Here is a 19,767-nt window from a genome sequence, read left to right as displayed (position 1 = left end):
AGGCCGGGTTTCGCAACCCGGCCTTTTTGATCGTGAATGTGGCGGCCAAGCACCGGGGTGCTGTCAGACGACCTGCTCGACCTGCTGTACCTCGGGCACGAAATGGCGAAGCAGGTTCTGGATGCCGTGCTTGAGCGTGGCGGTCGAGGACGGGCAGCCGGCGCACGCGCCCTTCATATGCAGGAAAACCGTACCGTTTTCGAAGCCCCGGAACGTGATGTCGCCGCCATCCTGCGCCACGGCGGGGCGCACCCGCGTATCGAGCAGTTCCTTGATGGTGGAGACGATCTCCTCATCGGCCTGGTCGTAGAACTCGCCTTCCTCGACCGGTTCGGCGCCGGCGGCCGGCGTCGCCATGGCCGGCTGGCCGGACATGAAATGCTCCATGATCGTGCCGAGAATGGCCGGCTTGAGATGCTGCCAGTCGGGTCCGTCCTTGGTGACGGTAACGAAATCGTAGCCGAAAAACACGCCCGTCACGCCGGGGACCTCGAACAGACGCCCGGCGAGCGGAGACGCTTCGCGCGCCTGGCCGGCGTCGCGGAAGTCGGCGGTGCCCTCATTCATCACCACCACGCCGGGTAGAAATTTCAACGTCGCGGGATTGGGGGTCGCCTCGGTCTGAATGAACATGGCGGGACTCCAGCCTTTCCAGTTTTGAATTATTCTAAATAGTGGCAGCGGCCGGTTTGATCAAGCGATGACCGGGCCGCAACGCGCAGGTGCGACGAAAAAGTTTTCTCAGGCCAGGCTTTCAATATCCGCGTCGCTGAGGTTCAGCGGCACAACGGTGACGGGGATGGGGAAGGCTGCGCCCTTGCCGGCGATCGATGACACCAGCGGACCGGGTCCCTCCTTGGCCGCGCCGGCGGCGAGCACCAGGATGGCGATGTCCTGGTCCTCCTCGATCAGCTTGTGGATCTCCTCGGCCGGCTCGCCCTCGCGCACCACCAGTTCCGGTTCGATGCCGAGTTGCTCGCGCACCCGGCGCGCCGCCGTGTCGAGCGCGGCGGTGGCGGCGGCGTTCGCCTCCTCGCGCATGATCTTTTCGACGCCGAACCATTGCTGGAAATCGGTCGGCTCGATCACGAACAACAGCACCAGCACCCCGCCAGTGGCCTGGGCGCGGCGCGAGGCATAGGCGACGGCGCGCTCGGATTCCGGCGTCTCGTCCACGATCGCGAGGAATTTACGCCGATGGCCGGCTTCGCGGCTCAGTCGTTTCGAAACCATTCAGTCATCCCGGAGCACCATGCCCGGGGCGCAATCTGCCATCAGGCGCCAGGCACGGCAAGACATGCCTTCACGGACCCTGAAGCATGGGTCGTCCCGGCGCCCGCAGCGGCGCGGCCTCCGTATCAGTCGCCCAGCAGTCCGACGATCGCGCGCACGGATTTCATCGTCTGTTCAGCGAGTACACCGGCGCGTTCGCCGCCATCGCGCAGGACACCGTCGACAAAACCCGGATCGGCCGAAATCCGGCGCATTTCGGCGGAGATCGGAGCCAGCTTGTCGACCGCAAGTTCGGCCAGGGCCGGCTTGAAGACCGAAAACTGCTTGCCGCCGAAATCGCCGATCACCGCGGCGCGCGACATGCCCGACAGCGCGGCGTAAATGCCGACCAGGTTCTCCGCCTCCGGGCGGGCGGCCAGCCCGTCGACGTCCGACGGCAGCGGCTCCGGGTCGGTCTTGGCCTTCTTGATCTTCTTGGCGATCGCGTCTGCGTCGTCGGTCAGGTTGATGCGCGACAGGTCCGACGGATCGGATTTCGACATTTTCTTGGTGCCGTCGCGCAGGCTCATCACCCGCGTGGCCGGCCCCTCGATCAGCGGCTCGGTGAGCGGGAAGAAGCCGTTGACCGTCTCCTCGCCCATCGCCATCTCGACCCCGAGACCGCGCTCGGCGATGCGCTTGGAAAAATCATTGTTGAACTTGGTGGCGATATCGCGCGTGAGTTCCAGATGCTGTTTCTGGTCATCGCCGACCGGCACGTGGGTGGCGCGGTAGACCAGGATGTCGGCTGCCATCAGGCTGGGGTAGGCGAGCAGGCCGAGCGAAGCGTTCTCGCGGTCCTTACCGGCCTTGTCCTTGAACTGCGTCATGCGGTTCATCCAGCCGATGCGGGCGACGCAGTTGAAGACCCAGGCCAGTTCGGCGTGCTGCGGCACCCGGCTCTGGTTGAAGACGATGTGTTTTTTCGGATCGATGCCGGAAGCCAGAAAGGCCGCGGTGATGGCGCGGGTCTGGCCGGCGAGGTCGTCATGGACGAGCTGAGCGGTGATCGAGTGCAGGTCGACGACGCAATAGATGCAGTCATGGCTATCCTGCAGCGCCACGAATTTCTGCAACGCGCCGAGATAGTTGCCGAGATGCAGGTTTCCGGTCGGCTGGACGCCGGAAAAGACGAGCGGCTTGAAGGACGACATGGCTGTTGGTCTCCGGGGCTTGTGGAGGGCCTCGTGTCTGGCGAGGGCATCGCGAATGCGAGGCGCTTATGAACGAGGCCGGGCGCGCTTTCAAGCCGGATATGGTGCCGGAGCGTCGGCCGGACGCCCCGAACGACATAGCACGCGGCCGAACCAAATCGCGTCCGGCGGGTTATCCCCGCATGGCTGGACGGAGCAGGCAACATGTCAACGACGAACACACGGCCAGGGCCGCGGTCTACGCGCAGCTCGCGCTGGGGATGATCGTTTTCGGCTCGGCCACCCCGGTCTCCAAGATCGTCACCGAGGCGATGCCGGTTTTCGTCGGCGCGACCTTCCGCGTCGCTCTGGGCGCGGCCGTGCTCGCGCCCTTCGCCTGGGGACAGCGCCATCGGCTCGTCGCCTTTAGCCGATACGATTGGCTGCTTTTGTGCCTGATCGCGCTGTTCGGCATGTTCGGCTTCACCGTCTTCATGCTTTATGGCATGCGGCTGGTTTCCGGTGTGGCCGGCGCGATCGTGATGGCGACCACGCCGGCGGTGACCGCGGGCGCGGCCATACTGGTGTTTGGCGAACGGGCCAACTGGCGCAAGCTGCTGGCGATCGCGCTTGCCGTCACCGGCGTGCTGGTGCTACAACTGGGCGGCGGCCGCGACGGTCAACAGGCGTCGGGCGGCGCGCTGGTCGCCGGCTCTTTGCTCGTCCTGGCGGCCGTATGCTGCGAGGCCGCCTATACGCTGCTCGGGCGCAAGATGAGCCGCGATCACGATCCACGCCTGATCGCCTTCCTTGCCGCCGCGCTTTCCGTCCCCGTCTTCCTGCCGTTTGCGGTACTGCAATGGCCAGGCTTCCAGCCCGCCGACATCGACCCCGGCGCCTGGGTGGCGGCAATCTGGTACGGCGCTGGAACCCTGGCGCTCGGCAGCCTGCTCTGGTACGCAGGCATCGCCAAGACGCAGGGCTCTATCGCTGCCGGGTTCATGGCGCTGATGCCGGTTTCCGCGCTCGTCCTGTCTTATGTGCTGCTCGGCGAAGAATTCCGCCTCATGCATCTCGCAGGCTTCGCGGTCGTGTTTGCCGGTGTCGTCGTGATGTCGTGGGAACATGGCCGCATGGAGGGCAACTGAACCGACGACGGCGCCGCGCCCGCCGCTCAGTCCGTTTCGGTCGGAGCGGCGGGCGCCCCGACGCGACGGCGACGGACGAGCCCCGCCAGCTGCTTGCGGTCGAGCGCGCCGGTGGCGATCGCGATGCCGAAATAGACGACCGCGCCGGCGCCGATCACCCCGGCAACGGCGACAAGGCGGATCAGCAGAGGCGCGCCGACGAGGCTGGACGAAAACGTCTCCTGCAGCCGCCAGACCACCCCGCCCATCATCGCGCTCGCCAGAACGATCAGCGCGACGCGGCGCAGCGTCACGGGCGACGGCCTAAACAGATCGCGCCGCCAGAGCGTCACGACCAGCAGCATGACATTGGCCCAGGCCGCGATCGAGGTGGCCGCGGCGATGCCGACATGGCCGTAAACCGGGAACAGGGCGAGGCTGAAGGAAATGTTGAGCGCGACCTCGACGCCGGTGAACCACATCGGCGTCTTCATGTCCTCGTGGGCGAAAAAGGCCGGCTGAAAGACCTTTCTCAACACGAAGGCCGGCAGCCCGACGGCGAAGGCGGCAAGGGCGGCGGCGGTGAGAGCTGTGGTCTCGGCGGTGAAGGCGCCGCGCTCGTAGAGCAGTCCCACGATCGGTGCCGGCATGACGGCGAGGCCGACCGCGGCCGGCAGGGTCAGAGCGAGCGCGAATTCCAGCGAACGGTTCTGCAGGTGCTGCACGTCGGCCGCGTCGCCTGCCTTGAGCGCGCGCGACAGTTCCGGCAACAGCACCACGCCGACGGCGATGCCGATGACGCCGAGCGGGAGCTGGTTGATGCGGTCGGCATAGTTCAGGAGCGCGATCGCGCCGTCCTGGGCCGAAGCGATGATCTGGCCGATCAAAAGGTTGATCTGGGTGACACCGCCGGTCAAAAGCGCCGGCCCCATCAGAACAAGCAGGCGCTTGACCGAGGGCGACAGGCGCGGCCGACGCAGGCGCATGGCATAGCCCTCGCGTGCCGCCGCCCAGACAAGGATACCGAGCTGCGCGATGCCGGAGGCGAGCACGCCCCAGGCAAGCCCCAGGCCGACGACGTCCTGTTCGGCCCCCATGACCAGCGCGGCGACAAGCACGGCGATCAGGATGATGTTGAGCAGCACCGGCACCGCGGCGGCGAGGAAATAGCGGCGCATGGAATTAAGGATGCCCGACAGCATCGCCACCAGCGACATGCAGAACAGATAGGGGAACATGATCCGCGTCAGAACAACGGTCAGATCGAACTTGTCCGGCGTATCGGCGAATTTGGGCGCAATGATCGTCCCGACCAGCGACGGCATGAACAGGATCGCCAGCACCGACAGCACGGCCAGGCTCAGCACCAGCACCGAAAGCACCTCCTCGCCGAAGCGGCGCGCGCCGTCGACGCCGCCGCCTTCCAGTTCCTTGGCGAACAGCGGAATGAAGGCGGTGTTGAAGGCGCCCTCGGCGAACAGGCGCCGAAACAGGTTGGGAAAGCGGAAAGCGGCGTAAAAGGCGTCGGCGACCGGTCCGGCGCCCAGCGTGGCGCCGATCAGCGCCTCGCGCGCGAAACCAAAAACGCGGCTTGCCATCGTGCCCGAGGCCACGCTGGCGAACTTTCTGATCAGGCTCATGCGGGCAGGCACCTTGCGGTCGTGGCGGGGCGTTGAATAAAGCGAGGAAAGAGTGGCCGGCTCATCGGGCGCGCACCTTCTTACCTATTCCGCCGCCGCGGCGCGGCCGCCGCGCGCCGGGCGGGACGGCGCGGACCCCGTAAGCGTAGCGACCAGGCGCTCGCGGATCGCGGCCTGACGGGTCGGGTTTTCGATCTTCTGGCCCGTCAGGTCTGTAACGTAGAACGTGTCGATCACCTTTTCGCCGAACGTGGTGATGTGGGCCGAGGCGATGTCGAGGGAGAGGTCCGACAGCGCGCCGGTGATTTCCGACAACAGGCCCGGCCGATCGAGGCCCGAAACCTCGATCACCGAAAAGCGGTTGGACAGCGTGTTGCGGATCTCGGCCTGGGGCGTGATGCGGAAGGCGCGCGCACCACGCCGCCGCTTGGCGCGCTTTTCGATGATCTCCGGCAGCCAGGACTTGCCCGACAGCGCCTCCTCGATCAGCTTGCCGACGCGCTCGGCGCGCCGGCGCTCGTCCTCGTCGCGGTCGAATTCCCGATTGATCAAAATGGTGTCGAGGGCACGCCCGTCCGAGGTGGTGAAGACCTGTGCGTCGACGATGTTGGCGCCGGCGGCCGCGCAGGCGCCGGCAATCACCGACAACAGGCGCGGATGGTCGGGCGCGAGCACGGCGATCTCGGTCACCGCCTCGAATTCGTGCGTCCGGATCATGGTCGCCAGGCGGCGGCCGGCCGCGTCGGCATCGCGCACGAAGGCCGCGTGGCGGAGCTGGTCGTCGAAATCGACGGTCAAAAGGTAGTTTTCGTAATGCAGACCGACATAACGCCGGCTTTCGGCCTCGGGCCAGTCGTCGAGGGCGGCAGCGAGTTGCGCGCGTGCATGGGCCGCGCGCTTGTCGCGGGCGACCTCGGAAAAGCCGCCCGTCAGAAGCAGCTCGGTCTCGTAGTAGAGCGTGCGCAGCAACTGCCCCTTCCAGCCGTTCCATACGCCCGGGCCGACACCGCGTATGTCGCAGACGGTCAGCACCAGAAGCAGTTTCAGCCGCTCCACCGACTGCACGACGGCGGCGAAATCCTCGATCGTCTTGCGGTCGTTGAGGTCGCGCATCTGCGCCGTGTTCGACATCACCAGATGGTTTTCCACCAGCCAGGCGATGGTCTCGGTATCGGCGGCGGAAAATCCCATATGCGGGCACATGCGCCGGGCGATGCGCGCGCCGGCGATCGAATGGTCCTCGGGCCGGCCCTTGGCGATATCGTGCAGCAGAACGGCCGTGTAGAGCACTTCGCGGTGCGGCCGCAAGCCCGGCATCAGCTTGTGCGACAGCGGATGGACGCGGGCGTCGTCGCCGTGCTCGATCTCCGACAAGACGCCGACACAGCGCACGAGATGCTCGTCGACCGTGTAGTGGTGATACATGTTGAACTGCATCATCGCGACGATCTTGCCGAAATCGGGGATGAGCTTGCTCAAAACGCCGGCCTCGTTCATGCGGCGCAGGTTGAGTTCGGGATTGCGGTCCGAGGTCAGCACGTCGAGGAACAGCCGGTTGGCCTCGACGTCGCGGCGCAGATTGCGGTCGATCAGCTTCAACGAACGGCGCAGCAGTTTCAGCGCCTCGGGATGATATTCCAGCCCGTGCCGGTCGGCGAACCAGAACAGGCGCAGCATGTTGACGGGATCGCGCTCGAATGCCTGCGGGTCGGCGACGTTGATGCGGTCGTTGTCGATGATGAAGTCGGTCGTGCCCGGGACCTTGCGGCGGCGGCGGGAGAAGGACTGGACCAGGCGGTTGAAGCCCGGCACGTGCCTGGCCTGTTCTTCTTCCAGGGCCGCGCACAGGATCCGGGTCAGGTCGCCGACATCCTTGGCGACCAAAAAGTAATGTTTCATGAAGCGCTCGACGGCCGAAAGGCCCGGATGGCTGGTATAACCCAGCCGGTCGGCGATATCGCGTTGTATGTCGAAATGCAGGCGTTCCTCGGCCTTGCCGGCATGGAAATGCATGTGGCAGCGCACGGCCCACAAGAAATCCTCAGCCTTGCGAAAGACGAGATATTCCTTGCGGGTGAAGACACCGCGTTCGACCAATTCCTCGCCGCCGCGCACGCGGTAGTAGTATTTTCCGATCCAAAACAGCGTGTGCAGGTCGCGCAGGCCGCCCTTGCCGTCTTTGACATTGGGTTCGACCAGATAGCGGCTTTCGCCTGCCTTGGCGTGGCGGGCATCGCGTTCGGCGAGCTTGGCCTGCACGAACTCGCCGCCCGACTGACGCATCAGCTCGGTGTCGAAGCGATGCAAAAGCTCGTCATAAAGCGGGGACTCACCGCACAGGAAACGGGCTTCCAGAACCGCGGTGCGGATCGTCATGTCGGTGCGCGACAGGCGCACGCACTCATCGACATTGCGGGTGGCGTGGCCGACCTTCAGGCCCATGTCCCACAGCATGTAAAGCACATATTCGGTGACCTGCTCGCCCCAGGGCGTCTGCTTGTAGGGCAGCAGGAACAACAGATCGATGTCGGATCCGGGCGCGAGCGTGCCGCGGCCGTAGCCGCCGACCGCCACGATCGCCATCTTCTCGGCCGCGGACGGGTTTTTCGAGGCGTAGACATGCGAGACGGCAAAATCGTGCAGCGCGCGGATGATCTCGTCCATCAGATGCGACAGCCGCGCCGCGCAGGCGGTCCCGCCCCCGTCCTTCATCAACATCGCCTCGGCCTTGGTCCGGCCGGCCGCGAGTTCCTCGCGCAGCGCCTTCAACACCGCGGCGCGCACCGCCTGGCCCGAGCCGTCCCCGCCGGCCTCCAACGCAAACGCCGACAGCCGCGCGCGAAGGAGCGGACCATTGATGATTTCGCCGAGCTTGAGGGGTACCTTGGCCATGCCTTAGTGCCGTTCGGGATCGCCGCGGGGCGTCTATAGCCTGAAACGCGCCGCAGCGATACGGGCGACGGCGGCCGGGCGGATTTTCACGAGGCCGCCCGCCAGCGCCTGGCCTGGACGAAATCGGCCAATTCGTCCGCAGGCATGGGGCGGGCAAAAGCGTAGCCCTGTAGCGCGTGGCAGCCGATCTGGCGCAGCATGCGCGCATGCGCCATTGTTTCCACGCCCTCGGCCAGCACCTCGATGCCGAGCGACGATCCGATGTCGATGATCGAGCCGACCAGGTGCCGGCGCTGCTCGTCGTCGACGATTGGCAGGATGAACTGGCGATCGATCTTCAGGCGGCTCGGCTTCAGCTTGAGCAGGCTGACGATCGAGGCGTAACCGGTACCGAAATCGTCGATTTCCACGTCGATGCCGAGCTCCTTGATGTGGTCGACATTCCACGCCACCACCTCGTCCTGCTCGTCGAGGAAGATCGATTCGACCAGTTCGAACGAGATAGTGCCCGGCGCGATGTCGAGGTCGCGCAGGCTGCGAACCAGGTCCTCGTCGCGCAGCCGGCGCGCGGACACGTTGACCGAAGCTTTCGGGACCGCCAGCTCGGCGTCCCGCCAGGTCTTCATGTCGGCGAGCGTCCTTTCCAGGATGATGCGGTCGATCATGTCGACGACGTTGAGTTCCTCGGCAATCTTCATGAATCGATCCGGCGTCAGCATGCCCTCGCGCGGATGCCGCCAGCGCGCAAGCGCCTCGACGCCGATCAACGCAAGCGTGTCCGCGTCGAACTGCGGCTGGTAGTAGGGCGTGAATTCACCCCGCTCGATGCCGGTCAGGATCTCGTCGGCCACGCGCTTGGTCGTGACGATCTCGGCCTGCAAGGCCTCGTTGAAGAATTGGTAGCGGTTGCGACCGCGGCTCTTGGCCCGGTAAAGCGCGATATCGGCATTGACCAGCAGCTTCTTCGGATCGGCCCCGGCTTCGGCCGTAAACGCGATCCCGATGCTGCCGCCGACGCGGCATTCATGGCCTTCGTAGACGACCGGCCGCTGGATGCGGGCGATGATCCGCTCCGCCAGCCGTGACAAATCCTCGATCAGTGCGCCGCCCGCGCGCAAGGGGCGACGGCACAGCACCACGAACTCGTCGCCCCCGACACGCGCGACGAAATCGCCCGCCTCGACAGTGTCGGCCAGAGCTGAGGCCGCATGGGTCAAGATCGCATCGCCGGCGGCATGGCCAAGCGTGTCATTGATTTGTTTGAAGCGGTCGAGATCGATGTGCAGTAGCGCGGTGGCATCGGTCCCGTCGCCGTCCGCGCCAGGGCTTTCGGACAGAATTTCATCGAGATAGCGGCGATTGGCGAGGCCGGTGAGCGAATCGTGCAACGCGTTGTGCTCGATGCGCGCCTTGGTCGCTTCCAGCTCGCTGTTGCGCGCTTCGGTCAGCTGGTTGGCTCGCTTCAGGTCCTCGGTCAGCAAGATATCGCTGGAGACATCCCAATTCACGCCAACGATGCGGGTCGGCTCACCGTCGTCGCGATAGACGACGCCGATCGCGCGAATGTGCCGCACGGAGCCATCCGGCAGGCGCAGCCGGTATTCGGAATCGTAGTGTCCGCGTTCTTCCACGGCGAGGCGAAACTCCTCCTCCGCGCGGGCGAGATCGTCGGGATGGAGCCGCCGCGCCCAATGCTCGTAGCCGCGCGCGCCGCCATCGAGCTCATAGCCGTAGAGTTCGTTCATGCGATCGTCCCAGAACAACTCATTATGGTCGATGTCCATTTCCCACACGCCAACCCGAGACGTGGCCAGTGCCAGCCCGAGGCGACGCGACAGGCGCGCAAGCAGCTTTTCGCGATTGCGCAGCTCGCCAATGTGGCGTTGGCGTTCCTCGATCAGCCTGCCGGTCGAGAAGGTCGGCACGAGGATCAACGCACCGGCGGCGAAAACCAGCAGCCGCAACGGCCACGGGTTCGGTGAAACGGTCTCCCAGCCACCTTTCGGAACGGCCGCGACCTGCCAGGAACCGGTTGGCAGATTGACGTCGACGACGACCGGGTTTTGCGACAGGACGGTTTCGGCGCCGTAAAACGGCAGGCCGGCGGCTCGGATACCGTCCTTGCCGCTGATCACGACATCGAGCCTGTCGGCAACGTCGTTGAGGCCGCTGGCGGCGTAAAGCCGCTCGACGTCGATCACCGCCGAAACGATGCCCCAGAACCGATCGTGATCCTGGCCGGTGAAAACCGGGAAGCGGCCGACCAGCGCCTTTCCGCCCTGAACGAGGTCGACTGGACCCGCCACAACGATCTTGCCGGAATCGCGCACGCGGAAGGCCGCCGCACGCTGGGCGTCGTTTTTGCGGTAATCGAGCCCGAACGCCTTTTCGTTGCCTTCAACCGGATAGACCATCGAGACGATCAGGCCGGGCGCGGCCGCGAGGTGACGAATCTGGGAGTCGCCGGCCAAAAGTCGCCGCGCCAGCGCGGCGAATTGGATCTGATCGGCGTCCGGTTCCGTCTCCAGCACGCTGACCAGGCCGCGAACGAGTTCGATATTGCCCTTGACATTACCTTCGAGCTTGGCGCGGATCAGGCTGATGTCGCCGAGCACGTCAGCGCGCAGGTCGCGCCGGAAGGCCTCGCGGTTCTGGCTTTCGGCGAAGACGCCCGCAGCGGCAACCACGACGAAAACGATCACCGCGGGAATATTCGTGAGCCGAAAAAGCCCATTCCAAATCCGGGCAAGGACTGAATTCATACTGTCCAACTGTTCAAACGGCATCCTCGTTCGGCAACGATGCCCACACATCCAACGACGATAGTTGGCAGTCCTTAAATTTGCATTGAGCCGGAGACACCGGGGTACGGAACGACGCGTTCAACGCTTCTGCCGCGCCATTCCCTTCAGGCGATAAAGCGCCTCGAGCGCCTCCTTCGGCGTCATGTCGTCGGGATCGAGCGCGTCGAGCGCCCCCGCCAGCGGCTCCACGGAGGCGCGCGGCGGCGCCCGGTCTGCAACGGCCGAAAACAGCGGCAGATCGTCGACGAGGCGACCGGCCTTGCCCGATACCTCGCTAGCCTCGAGTTGGGAAAGCACAGCGCGGGCGCGGGCCACCACGGCATCGGGCAGGCCGGCGAGGCGCGCGACCTGTACGCCGTAGGAGCGATCCGCCGCGCCGCGCCCGACCTCGTGCAGGAACACGACGTCGCCTTCCCACTCCTTCACCCGCATGGTGACGTTGGACAAGCGGTCGAGCTTCTCGGCGAGCGCCGTCATCTCGTGGAAATGGGTGGCGAAGATGGCGCGGCAGCGATTGTTCTCGTGCAGATGTTCCACAGCCGCCCAGGCGATCGACAGGCCGTCGAAGGTCGAGGTGCCGCGGCCGATCTCGTCAAGAATGACCAGCGCGCGTTCGCCGGCCTGGTTGAGGATGGCCGCGGTCTCGACCATCTCGACCATGAAGGTCGACCGGCCGCGAGCCAGATCGTCGGAGGCGCCGACACGCGAAAACAGCCTGTCGACGACGCCGATGCGGGCCTCGGCGGCCGGCACATGGCCGCCCATCTGGGCAAGAATGGCTATCAGTGCGTTCTGGCGCAGGAAGGTCGACTTGCCGCCCATATTGGGTCCGGTCAAAAGCCAGATCGCGCCGGGCCGGCCGGCGTCGGCCGGCGACAGATCGCAATCATTGGCCACGAACGGCTCGCCGTCCTGGGCGCGCAACGCCTTTTCCACCACCGGGTGCCTGCCGGCGACGATCCGGAAATCCAGGCTGGTGTCGACCACCGGGCGGGCGTAGCTCTCGTCCTCGGCCAGCACGGCAAGCGCCGTCGACAGGTCGAGCACGGCGAGCGCGCGCGCCCCGGCCCGGATCGAATCCGCACACACCACCGCCTCGGCGACCAGAGCCGTGAAGATATCCAGTTCGATCGTCAGCGCGCGATCGGCCGCGTTGGCGATCTTGGTTTCGAGCTCGGCCAGTTCGGTGGTGGTGAAGCGCATCGCATTGGCCATGGTCTGGCGGTGGATGAAGCGCGCCTTGGCCGCGTCCGTCCCGGCCAGCGCCGCGTGATGGTTGGCGGTGACCTCGATGTAATAGCCCAGAATGTTGTTGTGGCGGATCTTGAGCGAGCGGATGCCCGTCTCCTCGACCAGGCTCGCCTCCATCGCCGCGATCACCCGGCGCGCCTCGTCGCGCAGAGCGCGCATCTCGTCGAGTTCGGCATGATAGCCGCGCCGCACGAAGCCGCCGTCGCGTTTTAGCAACGGCAGTTCGTCGGCGAGCGCGGCGGCGAAATGATCGCGCAGCTCCGTCGGCAGCGCCGCGATCGCTTCCAGGGCACCGGCGATTTCGGCCGGAGGGGCGGTGTCCGAAAACAGCGCCGCCGCCTCGGCGGCGGCGGCCATTCCGGCGGCGAGCGCGCCCAGATCGCGCGGTCCGCCGCGATTGAGCGCCAGGCGGGCCAGAGCGCGCGGCATGTCGGCCACGCCCTTCAGGCTGGCGCGCACGGCGTCGGCAAGGCTCCGCTCGGCACGGAAATAGGAGACCGAATCGAGACGTTCGTTGATGGCGTCGGGCTCGGTGAGCGGCGACATCAGCCGCTCGGCGAGCAGGCGTCCGCCACCCCCGGTCAGCGTACGGTCGATGACGTTGAACAGCGAACCTTCGCGCTTGCCCGACGGGGTGCGCGTCAACTCCAGATGGGCGCGCGTTGCCGGATCGATGAACATTGTCGTGCCGGCATCCTGACGCGCCGGGCGCATCAGGGGCGGCCGTTCGGCCTTCTGCGTGCGCTCGACATAGGCGATCACCCCGCCGATCGCGGAGAGTTCGGCGCGACCGAAATCGCCGATCCCGTCGAGCGTGACCAGGCCGAAAAACCGCGACGCGCGCTCGGCGGCGGCGGTCGATTCGAACAGGCTCGGCGGCAGGGGTGTGACGATGCGGCCGAGCACGTCGAAGACCGGCTTGAAATCCGGGTCGTGGAAGACCGGATCGGCCACGATCAGTTCACGCGGCTCGATACGCAATATGTCGGCCAGAAGCCGATCGGGCGCGGTGGCGGCAACCAGGAATGTACCGGTCGAGATGTCGATCCAGGCAAGCCCCAGCCGGTCCTCGCCGCGCACGCGCCCCAGCGCCATCAGATGGTTGGCTTCCGACGGCGCCAACAGCTTGTCCTCGGTGATGGTGCCGGGCGTGACCAGCCGCACCACGTCGCGGCGTACAACCGATTTGGAGCCGCGCTTCTTGGCCTCGGCCGGGTCCTCGGTCTGCTCGCACACCGCCACGCGGTGGCCGAGCGCGATCAGCTTTTGCAGATAATCGTCGGCGGCATGGACCGGCACGCCGCACATCGGAATGTCCTCGCCGAGATGCTTGCCGCGCTTGGTCAACGTGATGCCGAGCGCGCGCGACGCCACCAGCGCGTCGTCGAAGAACAGTTCGTAGAAATCGCCCATGCGATAGAAAAGCAGCGAATCCGGGTTCGCCGCCTTGATCTCGGTATATTGCTCCATCATCGGCGTAGCCGCCGGAGAAGCGTTTTTGACGGGGCGATGCTGGTTCACAATCGGGCCGCGACCAAAGGTCCGTTTTCACGTAAATTCTGAAACTGTTTCCTGCTTGGCGATTTACAGGCTTGAAGTGTAGCCTTAATCGAAACGCTCCACAAAAGAAGCGCCGAAAAGGCGCGACAACGGGCAGGAAACGCACGACAGTCATGGCCGAAAAAAGCAAGAACGATCAACAAGGTCCCTCGGTCTCGGCGGCAGAGGCGCTCGACTTCCACGCCGCCGGCCGACCCGGCAAGCTCGAAATCAACCCCACCAAGCCGATGGCGACCCAGCGCGACCTGTCTCTGGCCTATTCCCCAGGCGTGGCCGCGCCGGTCAAGGCCATTCACGAGGACCCCAGCCGCGCCTTCGACTACACGACCCGCGGCAATATGGTGGCGGTGATCTCCAACGGCACCGCGATCTTGGGCCTGGGCAATCTCGGCGCACTGGCGTCGAAGCCGGTGATGGAAGGCAAGGCGGTGCTGTTCAAACGCTTCGCCGACGTCGATTCGATCGACCTGGAGGTCGATACGGACGATGTCGACGAATTCATCAATTGCGTACGCTTTCTCGGCCCTTCCTTCGGCGGCATCAATCTGGAGGACATCAAGGCGCCGGATTGCTTCATCATCGAAAGCCGCCTGCGCGAACTGATGGACATCCCGGTCTTTCACGACGACCAGCACGGAACCGCGATCATCGCCGCGGCAGGGCTGATCAACGCGCTGGAGATCACCGGGCGCGACATCAAGACGTCGCGGCTGGTGTGCAATGGCGCCGGTTCGGCCGGCATCGCCTGTATCGAGCTGATCAAGGCGATGGGCTTCCCGCCCGAAAACGTGATCCTGTGCGACACCAAGGGCGTCGTCTATCAGGGCCGCAAGGAGGGCATGAACCAGTGGAAGTCGGCGCACGCCGTCAAGACCGAACTCAGGACATTGTCCGAGGCGCTCGACGGCGCCGACATCTTTTTCGGTCTGTCGGCCAAGGGCGCGCTGACGCCCGCCATGGTCCAGTCGATGGCCAAGAAGCCGATCATCTTTGCCATGGCCAATCCCGACCCGGAAATCACGCCGGAGGAAGTGGCCGAAATCCGCACCGACGCCATCATGGCGACCGGCCGGTCGGACTATCCGAACCAGGTCAACAACGTACTCGGCTTTCCCTATATTTTCCGCGGCGCGCTCGACGTGCGTGCCACCACCATCAATGACGACATGAAACTGGCCGCCGCCCACGCGCTGGCCGCGCTCGCCCGTGAGGACGTGCCCGACGACGTGGCCGCCGCCTATCAGGGCAACCGGCCGAAATTCGGCGCCAACTACATCATTCCCGTGCCCTTCGACCCACGTCTGATCTCGGCCGTGCCCGTCGCCGTCGCCAAGGCGGCGATGGAATCGGGCGTGGCCCGCCGGCCGATCCTCGACCTTTTCAACTACGCGCGGGACTTGTCGGCCAGGCGCGATCCGATCGCCTCCACCCTGCAGCGAATCTACGACCGCGTGCGCCGCCAGCCCAAGCGCGTGGTGTTCGCCGAGGGCGAGGAAGAACAGGTGATGCGCGCCGCCGTCTCCTACGCCAACCAGCGCCTCGGCACGGCGATCCTGCTTGGGCGCGACGAGCAGATCAGGGAAACCGCCAAGCAGGCAGGCGTGGATCTCGACAAACCCGGGATCGAGATCATCAATGCGCGCCTGTCGCGCCGCAACGGCATCTATGCCGACTATCTCTATGAGCGCCTGCAGCGAAAGGGCTTCCTGTTCCGCGACTGCCAACGGCTGATCAACAACGACCGCAACCATTTCGCCGGCGCCATGGTCGCGCTGGGCGATGCCGACGCGGTGGTAACGGGCGTGACCCGCAACTATTCCACCGTGCTCGACGACGTGCGGCGGGTGATCGACGCCAAGCCCGGCCACCGGGTCATCGGGGTTTCGATCGCGCTGTGCCGCGGGCGTACCGTGATCGTCGCCGACACCGCCGTGCACGATATGCCCAACTCGGAGCAGATCGCCGACATCGCCGAGGAGGTGGCCGGTTTCTCGCGGCGCATGGGCTACGAGCCGCGCGTGGCCATGCTCGCCTATTCGACCTTCGGCCATCCGCCGGGCGAGCGCTCCGAGCGCGTGCAGGAGGCCGTCAAGATCCTCGACAAGCGCCGGGTCGATTTCGAGTATGACGGCGAGATGGCGGCCGACGTCGCGCTCAATCCGAAGCTGCTGGCGCAATATCCGTTCTGCCGGCTCTCCGGCCCGGCCAATGTGCTGGTCATGCCGGCCTTCCACTCGGCGTCGATCGCCACCAAGATGCTGCAGGAACTCGGCGGCTCGATGGTGATCGGCCCGCTGCTGGTCGGGCTGAACAAGCCGGTGCAGATCGTCTCGCTCAACGCCAAGGACAGCGACATCGTCAACATGGCCGCGATCGCGGCCTACAATGCCGGGGCATGACCGTTCCGCCCGGCCCTTAAAAAGGGCCGGGCAAGGCCGCCATCAGTGTCCGGGCCTGTCGTCCTCGACGTCGTCATCGGCGGCGGCGGGCTCGAAGCGAGCCTGCCATCGCGCCAGCAATCGCATTTGGCCGGTCTCGCCGAGATGGCCGCAGCGGTGCATTTCCTGACGCAAGGCAAGCCGCAGGGCCGAGCGCGCGGGGCGGCTTTCGGACGGCGTGAAGCCGTCGGGCGCTTCACCGCGCGCCAGGGCGGCGAGCGCCCGGTTCTTCTCCGCGACCGCCTCGGGAAGTCCATAAATTTCCAGAAAAGCCTGGAATTGCGCATGCAGCGCGGCATCGAAGGCCCGGTCCTCGCCCATTGGGCCGATCACCGGATGGCCCGGATGCAGCGATGCGAGCGGCATCAGCCCGTCGGGAATCGGGGCATTGGCGGAATGGGTGCGGCCCGACTTGAGAAGTCTGGGCAGAACATGGGTATGCGGTCCGGGCGGCGACACCCCGCCCGTGTCGGGACCGCCGATCTTCTGGAACACCTCGACCCGGCCGATGCCGGTGACAGCGACGCGATGCGGATGGGCGGCAAGAATTGCCGCCATCGCCGGGTTGCCGGGCTCCAGCAGCGAGCGGCCGACCGACGACCGCAGCACGGCAAGCAGCGCGGCGTCTCGGGTCCGAATGCAGAAATCCGACTGCGGCAACGACAAGCCCATATCGAACAGGATCGCGCCGCGATCCGCCTCGCGAATGGCACCGTCGTCGGGGCCGAGTTCGCTCAGCGTCGCGCGGCAGGCGCGGCGGGCGGCGACCTCGGGCAGGCACAGCGCCAGCGCGTGGCTCCAGCGATGCCGTTTCGGGCTCAGCATCTCGTAGGCGACGGGAACGACTGCCGCCAGCGCAGCGCGGTCGAGCGCGACGCCGCCGCGCGCGGTGGCGCGCGTCAGGGTGGCTGGATCGTCCACGACCGCCGCCTCGCCGTCGTCGTGATGAAATTCGGCGATGGCGCCGAAGGTGCCCATGCTCCAGCCGCACTGCCAGTCCGCCAGTGCGCGTCGCAACAGATTTTCAAGATCGTTCACCGGTGCACGGTCCTTTCGTTCTTGGCGTTCGACGCCACTAGGTCCAACGGCTGCACGACGAGACCGCCGGCTGCCTCGCCGAAAAAGGCTTCGACGGCATAGATGTCCCGCAGCCGTTGCGGCGTCAGCACCTGCCGGGGCGGGCCGTCGGCGACGATGCGGCCACGGTCGAGCAGCACCAGCCGCGTGCACCAGCGCGCGGCAAGCCCGAGATCGTGCAGGGAGGCCACGACGCCGCGGCCCTCGCGGGCGAGATCCGCGAAGAGGCGCATCAGGCCGATCTGGTGCTCGGGATCGAGGCCGGCGGTCGGCTCGTCGGCAAGCAGCAGCGGCGCCTCCTGCGCCAGCGCGCGGGCGATCAGCACCCTGGCCTTCTCGCCGCCGGATAGCTGGGTCGCCGGGCGGTGACGGAAGGCGGCGATCTCCATGCGCCCGAGCGCGGCTTCAACGGCCGCGCGATCCTTCGCGCCGGCGGCGGCGAACGGGCCGCGATGCGGCGCGCGGCCGAGCCCGACCAGCATGTCGACCGACACCGGCCAGGCGATCTCGCGCTCCTGTGGCAGATAGGCGATGCGCAGGGCGCGCTCCCGCGCCGAAAGCCGCGCCGCCGGCATGCCGCCGATCTCCACCGTGCCGCGCGCGGCAACCAGTCCCAGCGCCGCGCGCAGCAGGGTCGACTTGCCGGCGCCGTTCGGCCCGATCAGACCGACGAATTCGCCCGCATCGACGGTCAGCGACACGTCGCCGAGAACGTCGCGTCCGCCAAGCGCGACGCCGATCCCGGACAAGGTGAGCAGGCTCATGTCAGCCTCCCGCGGCTGCGCCAGATCAGCCAGAGGAAGAACGGCGCGCCGACGATCGCCGTCAGAACGCCGAGCTTCAGGTCGCGGCCGGGCGCGATCAGCCGCACCAGAATGTCGGCCGCTATCAGGACGCTGGCGCCACCGAGCGCGGAGGCGGGCAGGAGTCTGGACGGGCGGGCGCCGACCAGAGGCCTGAGCAGATGCGGCACGACGAGGCCGACAAAGCCGATCGCGCCGGCCACCGCCGTCGAAGCGCCGACGCAGGCGGCGGTGCCGAAAACGGCCAGGAAACGTACCCGGCGCATGTCGACGCCGAGGCTCGATGCCGCGTCGCCACCCAGCGTCAGCGTGTCGAGCGGCCGGGCGAGCATGGCAAGCATGGCCCAGCCGAGTAGGATGAACGGGCCGGCCAGCCAGACATGCTCCATGGAGCGGTCGGTGAGCGAGCCCAGCATCCAGAACAGGATTTCGAGCGCGGCGAACGGGTTGGGCGACAGGTTAAGCGCCAGCGAGGTCATCGCGCCGGCGAAGCTCGACACAGCGACGCCGGCCAGAATGATGGTCAGCGTGCCGCCATGCATGCCGGCCAATGCCTGGACGACGAGCACGCCCGCGACCGCGGCCGCCAGCGCCGACAGCGGCAAGGCGAGCGGAAAGGCGGCCGACAGGCCGGTATAGATCGCCAGCACGGCGCCGAGCGAGGCCGAGGCGCTGACGCCGATCAGCCCCGGCTCTGCCAGCGGATTGCGCAGGTAACCCTGGAGCGCGGCGCCCGACAGGCCGAGCGTGGCGCCGATCATCAGGCCGAGCAGCGCGCGCGGCAGGCGTATTTCGCGCATGATCAGAACGATCGCGCCGCCATCGCCGGAGACGAGCGCGGCAAGCGAATCGCCAAAACCGATCGCCGCCGGCCCGACCGTCAGCGACAGGACGAACAGCACCGTCGTCGCGCCGCCGAGCAGCGCCAGCAACAGGCGGTAACGCGCCGGCTCGCTCATTCCTGTCCCGCCTCCAGCCTTCTCGCGGCCTGTTTGAGGATACGCGCGGCAATCAGCGTGAACGGCGCGCCGCACAGCCAGTATTTGTCGGGGATGTCGACCTCGACAGCCTGGCGGGCGAAGGCGCGGAAGGCCGGATGGCGGAAATTTTCCTGGGCGAGTGCGGGATTGTCGAAGCGCCGTGCGCCGGTCACGACCAGGTCGGGATCGGCGGTGATCAGGCTTTCGAGCGGCAGCCGGCCGGCTCCGGAGATGCCAAGCGAAGCGGCGATGTTGTCGAGCCCGGTTTCGGCGATGACGGCGTCGGCGAGCGAACCCGGCCCGACCGTGTAGCTGTTGGAGGAATAGACCGCCACCGAGCCCTGCGCCGGCGATGCCGCCAGCGCCGCCAGCCCGGCGTCGAGCGCGGCCGTCAGCGCCACCGCCCGGTCCCGCCGCCCCAGAATCGCGCCCATGCGGGCGATGTTTTGCCGGATGTCGTCGAAACCGGTTTCCGGCGCGAACTCCTCGACGCGAAAGCCGAGCCGGCGCAGCAGCGCCACCGTCGTGCGCGTGGTGTAGGTGCCGGCGATCACCAGATCCGGCCGCATCAGGAAGATTTCCTCCGCCAGGCCGTGATTGACGACATAGGCTCCGGCGCGCTCGGCAAGCACCGAGGCGCCCGGATCGGCGGCCAGATGCGAAACCGAATGGAGCTGATCCTCGTCCGCGATCAGCATGGCAAGTTGGTCGGTGCACAGATTCATCGACACGACGCGTTTGGGTACAGACTCCGCGCGCGCCGGCGCGCAGGCCGCCAGGGCGGCCATGC

13 protein-coding genes are annotated in these 19,767 nt (G+C 66.6%); 2 read left to right on the top strand and 11 right to left on the bottom strand.

All coding sequences use genetic code 11. The features are described from left to right. Positions 1-63: 63 nt before the first annotated feature. The 3 genes from GN330_RS06630 to trpS form a co-directional block, all read right to left on the bottom strand. On the bottom strand, positions 64-633 hold the full coding sequence (locus GN330_RS06630; protein ID WP_156711814.1) for a NifU family protein: 570 nt from the start codon (positions 631-633) through the stop codon (positions 64-66). A 108-nt stretch (positions 634-741) separates the two neighbouring features. Further along, a complete protein-coding gene (locus tag GN330_RS06625; RefSeq protein WP_156711813.1) occupies positions 742-1,233 on the bottom strand; it encodes a universal stress protein in 492 nt (163 codons plus the stop codon). A 125-nt stretch (positions 1,234-1,358) separates the two neighbouring features. Next, a complete protein-coding gene (gene trpS / locus GN330_RS06620) occupies positions 1,359-2,426 on the bottom strand; it encodes a tryptophan--tRNA ligase (protein WP_156711812.1) in 1,068 nt (355 codons plus the stop codon). Positions 2,427-2,608: 182 nt separating this feature from the next. On the opposite strand from trpS, the gene GN330_RS06615 reads away from it, so the two are divergent. Next, entirely contained in the window at positions 2,609-3,553 is a 945-nt protein-coding gene (locus tag GN330_RS06615; RefSeq protein ID WP_197435057.1) for a DMT family transporter, read from the top strand. A gap of 26 nt (positions 3,554-3,579) precedes the next feature. On the opposite strand, the gene murJ is transcribed toward GN330_RS06615, so the two are convergent. From murJ to mutS, 4 genes are all read right to left on the bottom strand, one after another. Beyond that, the gene (murJ, locus tag GN330_RS06610) at positions 3,580-5,172 is read right to left on the bottom strand and encodes a murein biosynthesis integral membrane protein MurJ (RefSeq protein ID WP_156711810.1); all 1,593 of its coding nucleotides are present in this window, start codon (positions 5,170-5,172) and stop codon (positions 3,580-3,582) included. An 84-nt stretch (positions 5,173-5,256) separates the two neighbouring features. Further along, on the bottom strand, positions 5,257-8,064 hold the full coding sequence (locus tag GN330_RS06605) for a [protein-PII] uridylyltransferase (protein ID WP_156711809.1): 2,808 nt from the start codon (positions 8,062-8,064) through the stop codon (positions 5,257-5,259). 86 nt (positions 8,065-8,150) lie between these two features. Next, positions 8,151-10,826 carry a bifunctional diguanylate cyclase/phosphodiesterase gene (locus tag GN330_RS06600; protein WP_156711808.1) on the bottom strand — a complete coding sequence of 892 codons (2,676 nt, stop codon included), beginning with the start codon at positions 10,824-10,826 and terminating at the stop codon, positions 8,151-8,153. Between the two features lie 120 nt (positions 10,827-10,946). Beyond that, positions 10,947-13,592: a DNA mismatch repair protein MutS gene (gene mutS, locus GN330_RS06595; protein WP_156711807.1), complete on the bottom strand. Its 2,646-nt coding sequence runs from the start codon at positions 13,590-13,592 to the stop codon at positions 10,947-10,949. A 200-nt stretch (positions 13,593-13,792) separates the two neighbouring features. Between mutS and GN330_RS06590 the strand changes: the two genes are divergently transcribed. After that, the gene (locus tag GN330_RS06590; protein WP_156711806.1) at positions 13,793-16,078 is read left to right on the top strand and encodes an NADP-dependent malic enzyme; all 2,286 of its coding nucleotides are present in this window, start codon (positions 13,793-13,795) and stop codon (positions 16,076-16,078) included. 42 nt (positions 16,079-16,120) lie between these two features. On the opposite strand, the gene GN330_RS06585 is transcribed toward GN330_RS06590, so the two are convergent. Genes GN330_RS06585 through GN330_RS06570 form a run of 4 tightly spaced genes read right to left on the bottom strand, consistent with a single transcriptional unit; the run spans position 16,121 to position 19,765 of the window. Next, the gene (locus GN330_RS06585) at positions 16,121-17,155 is read right to left on the bottom strand and encodes a DUF6925 family protein (protein WP_343040335.1); all 1,035 of its coding nucleotides are present in this window, start codon (positions 17,153-17,155) and stop codon (positions 16,121-16,123) included. Further along, on the bottom strand, positions 17,152-17,958 hold the full coding sequence (locus GN330_RS06580) for an ABC transporter ATP-binding protein (RefSeq protein WP_156711805.1): 807 nt from the start codon (positions 17,956-17,958) through the stop codon (positions 17,152-17,154). The genes GN330_RS06585 and GN330_RS06580 overlap by 4 nt, the downstream gene beginning before the upstream one ends. Continuing rightward, positions 17,955-18,956 carry a FecCD family ABC transporter permease gene (locus tag GN330_RS06575; RefSeq protein ID WP_156711804.1) on the bottom strand — a complete coding sequence of 334 codons (1,002 nt, stop codon included), beginning with the start codon at positions 18,954-18,956 and terminating at the stop codon, positions 17,955-17,957. The genes GN330_RS06580 and GN330_RS06575 overlap by 4 nt, the downstream gene beginning before the upstream one ends. Then, complete coding sequence (locus tag GN330_RS06570) at positions 18,953-19,765, bottom strand: ABC transporter substrate-binding protein (protein ID WP_197435056.1); 813 nt, start codon at positions 19,763-19,765, stop codon at positions 18,953-18,955. The genes GN330_RS06575 and GN330_RS06570 overlap by 4 nt, the downstream gene beginning before the upstream one ends. Between the last annotated feature and the right edge of the window lie 2 nt (positions 19,766-19,767).

It is taken from the genome of Nitratireductor arenosus (genome assembly GCF_009742725.1).
GTDB lineage: Bacteria > Pseudomonadota > Alphaproteobacteria > Rhizobiales > Rhizobiaceae > Mangrovimarina > Mangrovimarina arenosa.
This window is presented reverse-complemented; position numbering and strand designations above follow the sequence as displayed.

What these genes read in the sequence shown, in the direction of transcription:
- GN330_RS06575 (WP_156711804.1), bottom strand. Translation starts at nt 18,956, where the DNA reads ATGAGCGAGCCGGCGCGTTACCGCCTGTTGCTGGCGCTGCTCGGCGGC.
- GN330_RS06570 (WP_197435056.1), bottom strand. Translation starts at nt 19,765, where the DNA reads ATGGCCGCCCTGGCGGCCTGCGCGCCGGCGCGCGCGGAGTCTGTACCC.
- GN330_RS06615 (WP_197435057.1), top strand. Translation starts at nt 2,609, where the DNA reads ATGGCTGGACGGAGCAGGCAACATGTCAACGACGAACACACGGCCAGG.
- GN330_RS06600 (WP_156711808.1), bottom strand. Translation starts at nt 10,826, where the DNA reads ATGAATTCAGTCCTTGCCCGGATTTGGAATGGGCTTTTTCGGCTCACG.
- GN330_RS06590 (WP_156711806.1), top strand. Translation starts at nt 13,793, where the DNA reads ATGGCCGAAAAAAGCAAGAACGATCAACAAGGTCCCTCGGTCTCGGCG.
- GN330_RS06605 (WP_156711809.1), bottom strand. Translation starts at nt 8,064, where the DNA reads ATGGCCAAGGTACCCCTCAAGCTCGGCGAAATCATCAATGGTCCGCTC.
- murJ (WP_156711810.1), bottom strand. Translation starts at nt 5,172, where the DNA reads ATGAGCCTGATCAGAAAGTTCGCCAGCGTGGCCTCGGGCACGATGGCA.
- GN330_RS06580 (WP_156711805.1), bottom strand. Translation starts at nt 17,958, where the DNA reads ATGAGCCTGCTCACCTTGTCCGGGATCGGCGTCGCGCTTGGCGGACGC.
- GN330_RS06630 (WP_156711814.1), bottom strand. Translation starts at nt 633, where the DNA reads ATGTTCATTCAGACCGAGGCGACCCCCAATCCCGCGACGTTGAAATTT.
- GN330_RS06625 (WP_156711813.1), bottom strand. Translation starts at nt 1,233, where the DNA reads ATGGTTTCGAAACGACTGAGCCGCGAAGCCGGCCATCGGCGTAAATTC.
- mutS (WP_156711807.1), bottom strand. Translation starts at nt 13,592, where the DNA reads ATGATGGAGCAATATACCGAGATCAAGGCGGCGAACCCGGATTCGCTG.
- trpS (WP_156711812.1), bottom strand. Translation starts at nt 2,426, where the DNA reads ATGTCGTCCTTCAAGCCGCTCGTCTTTTCCGGCGTCCAGCCGACCGGA.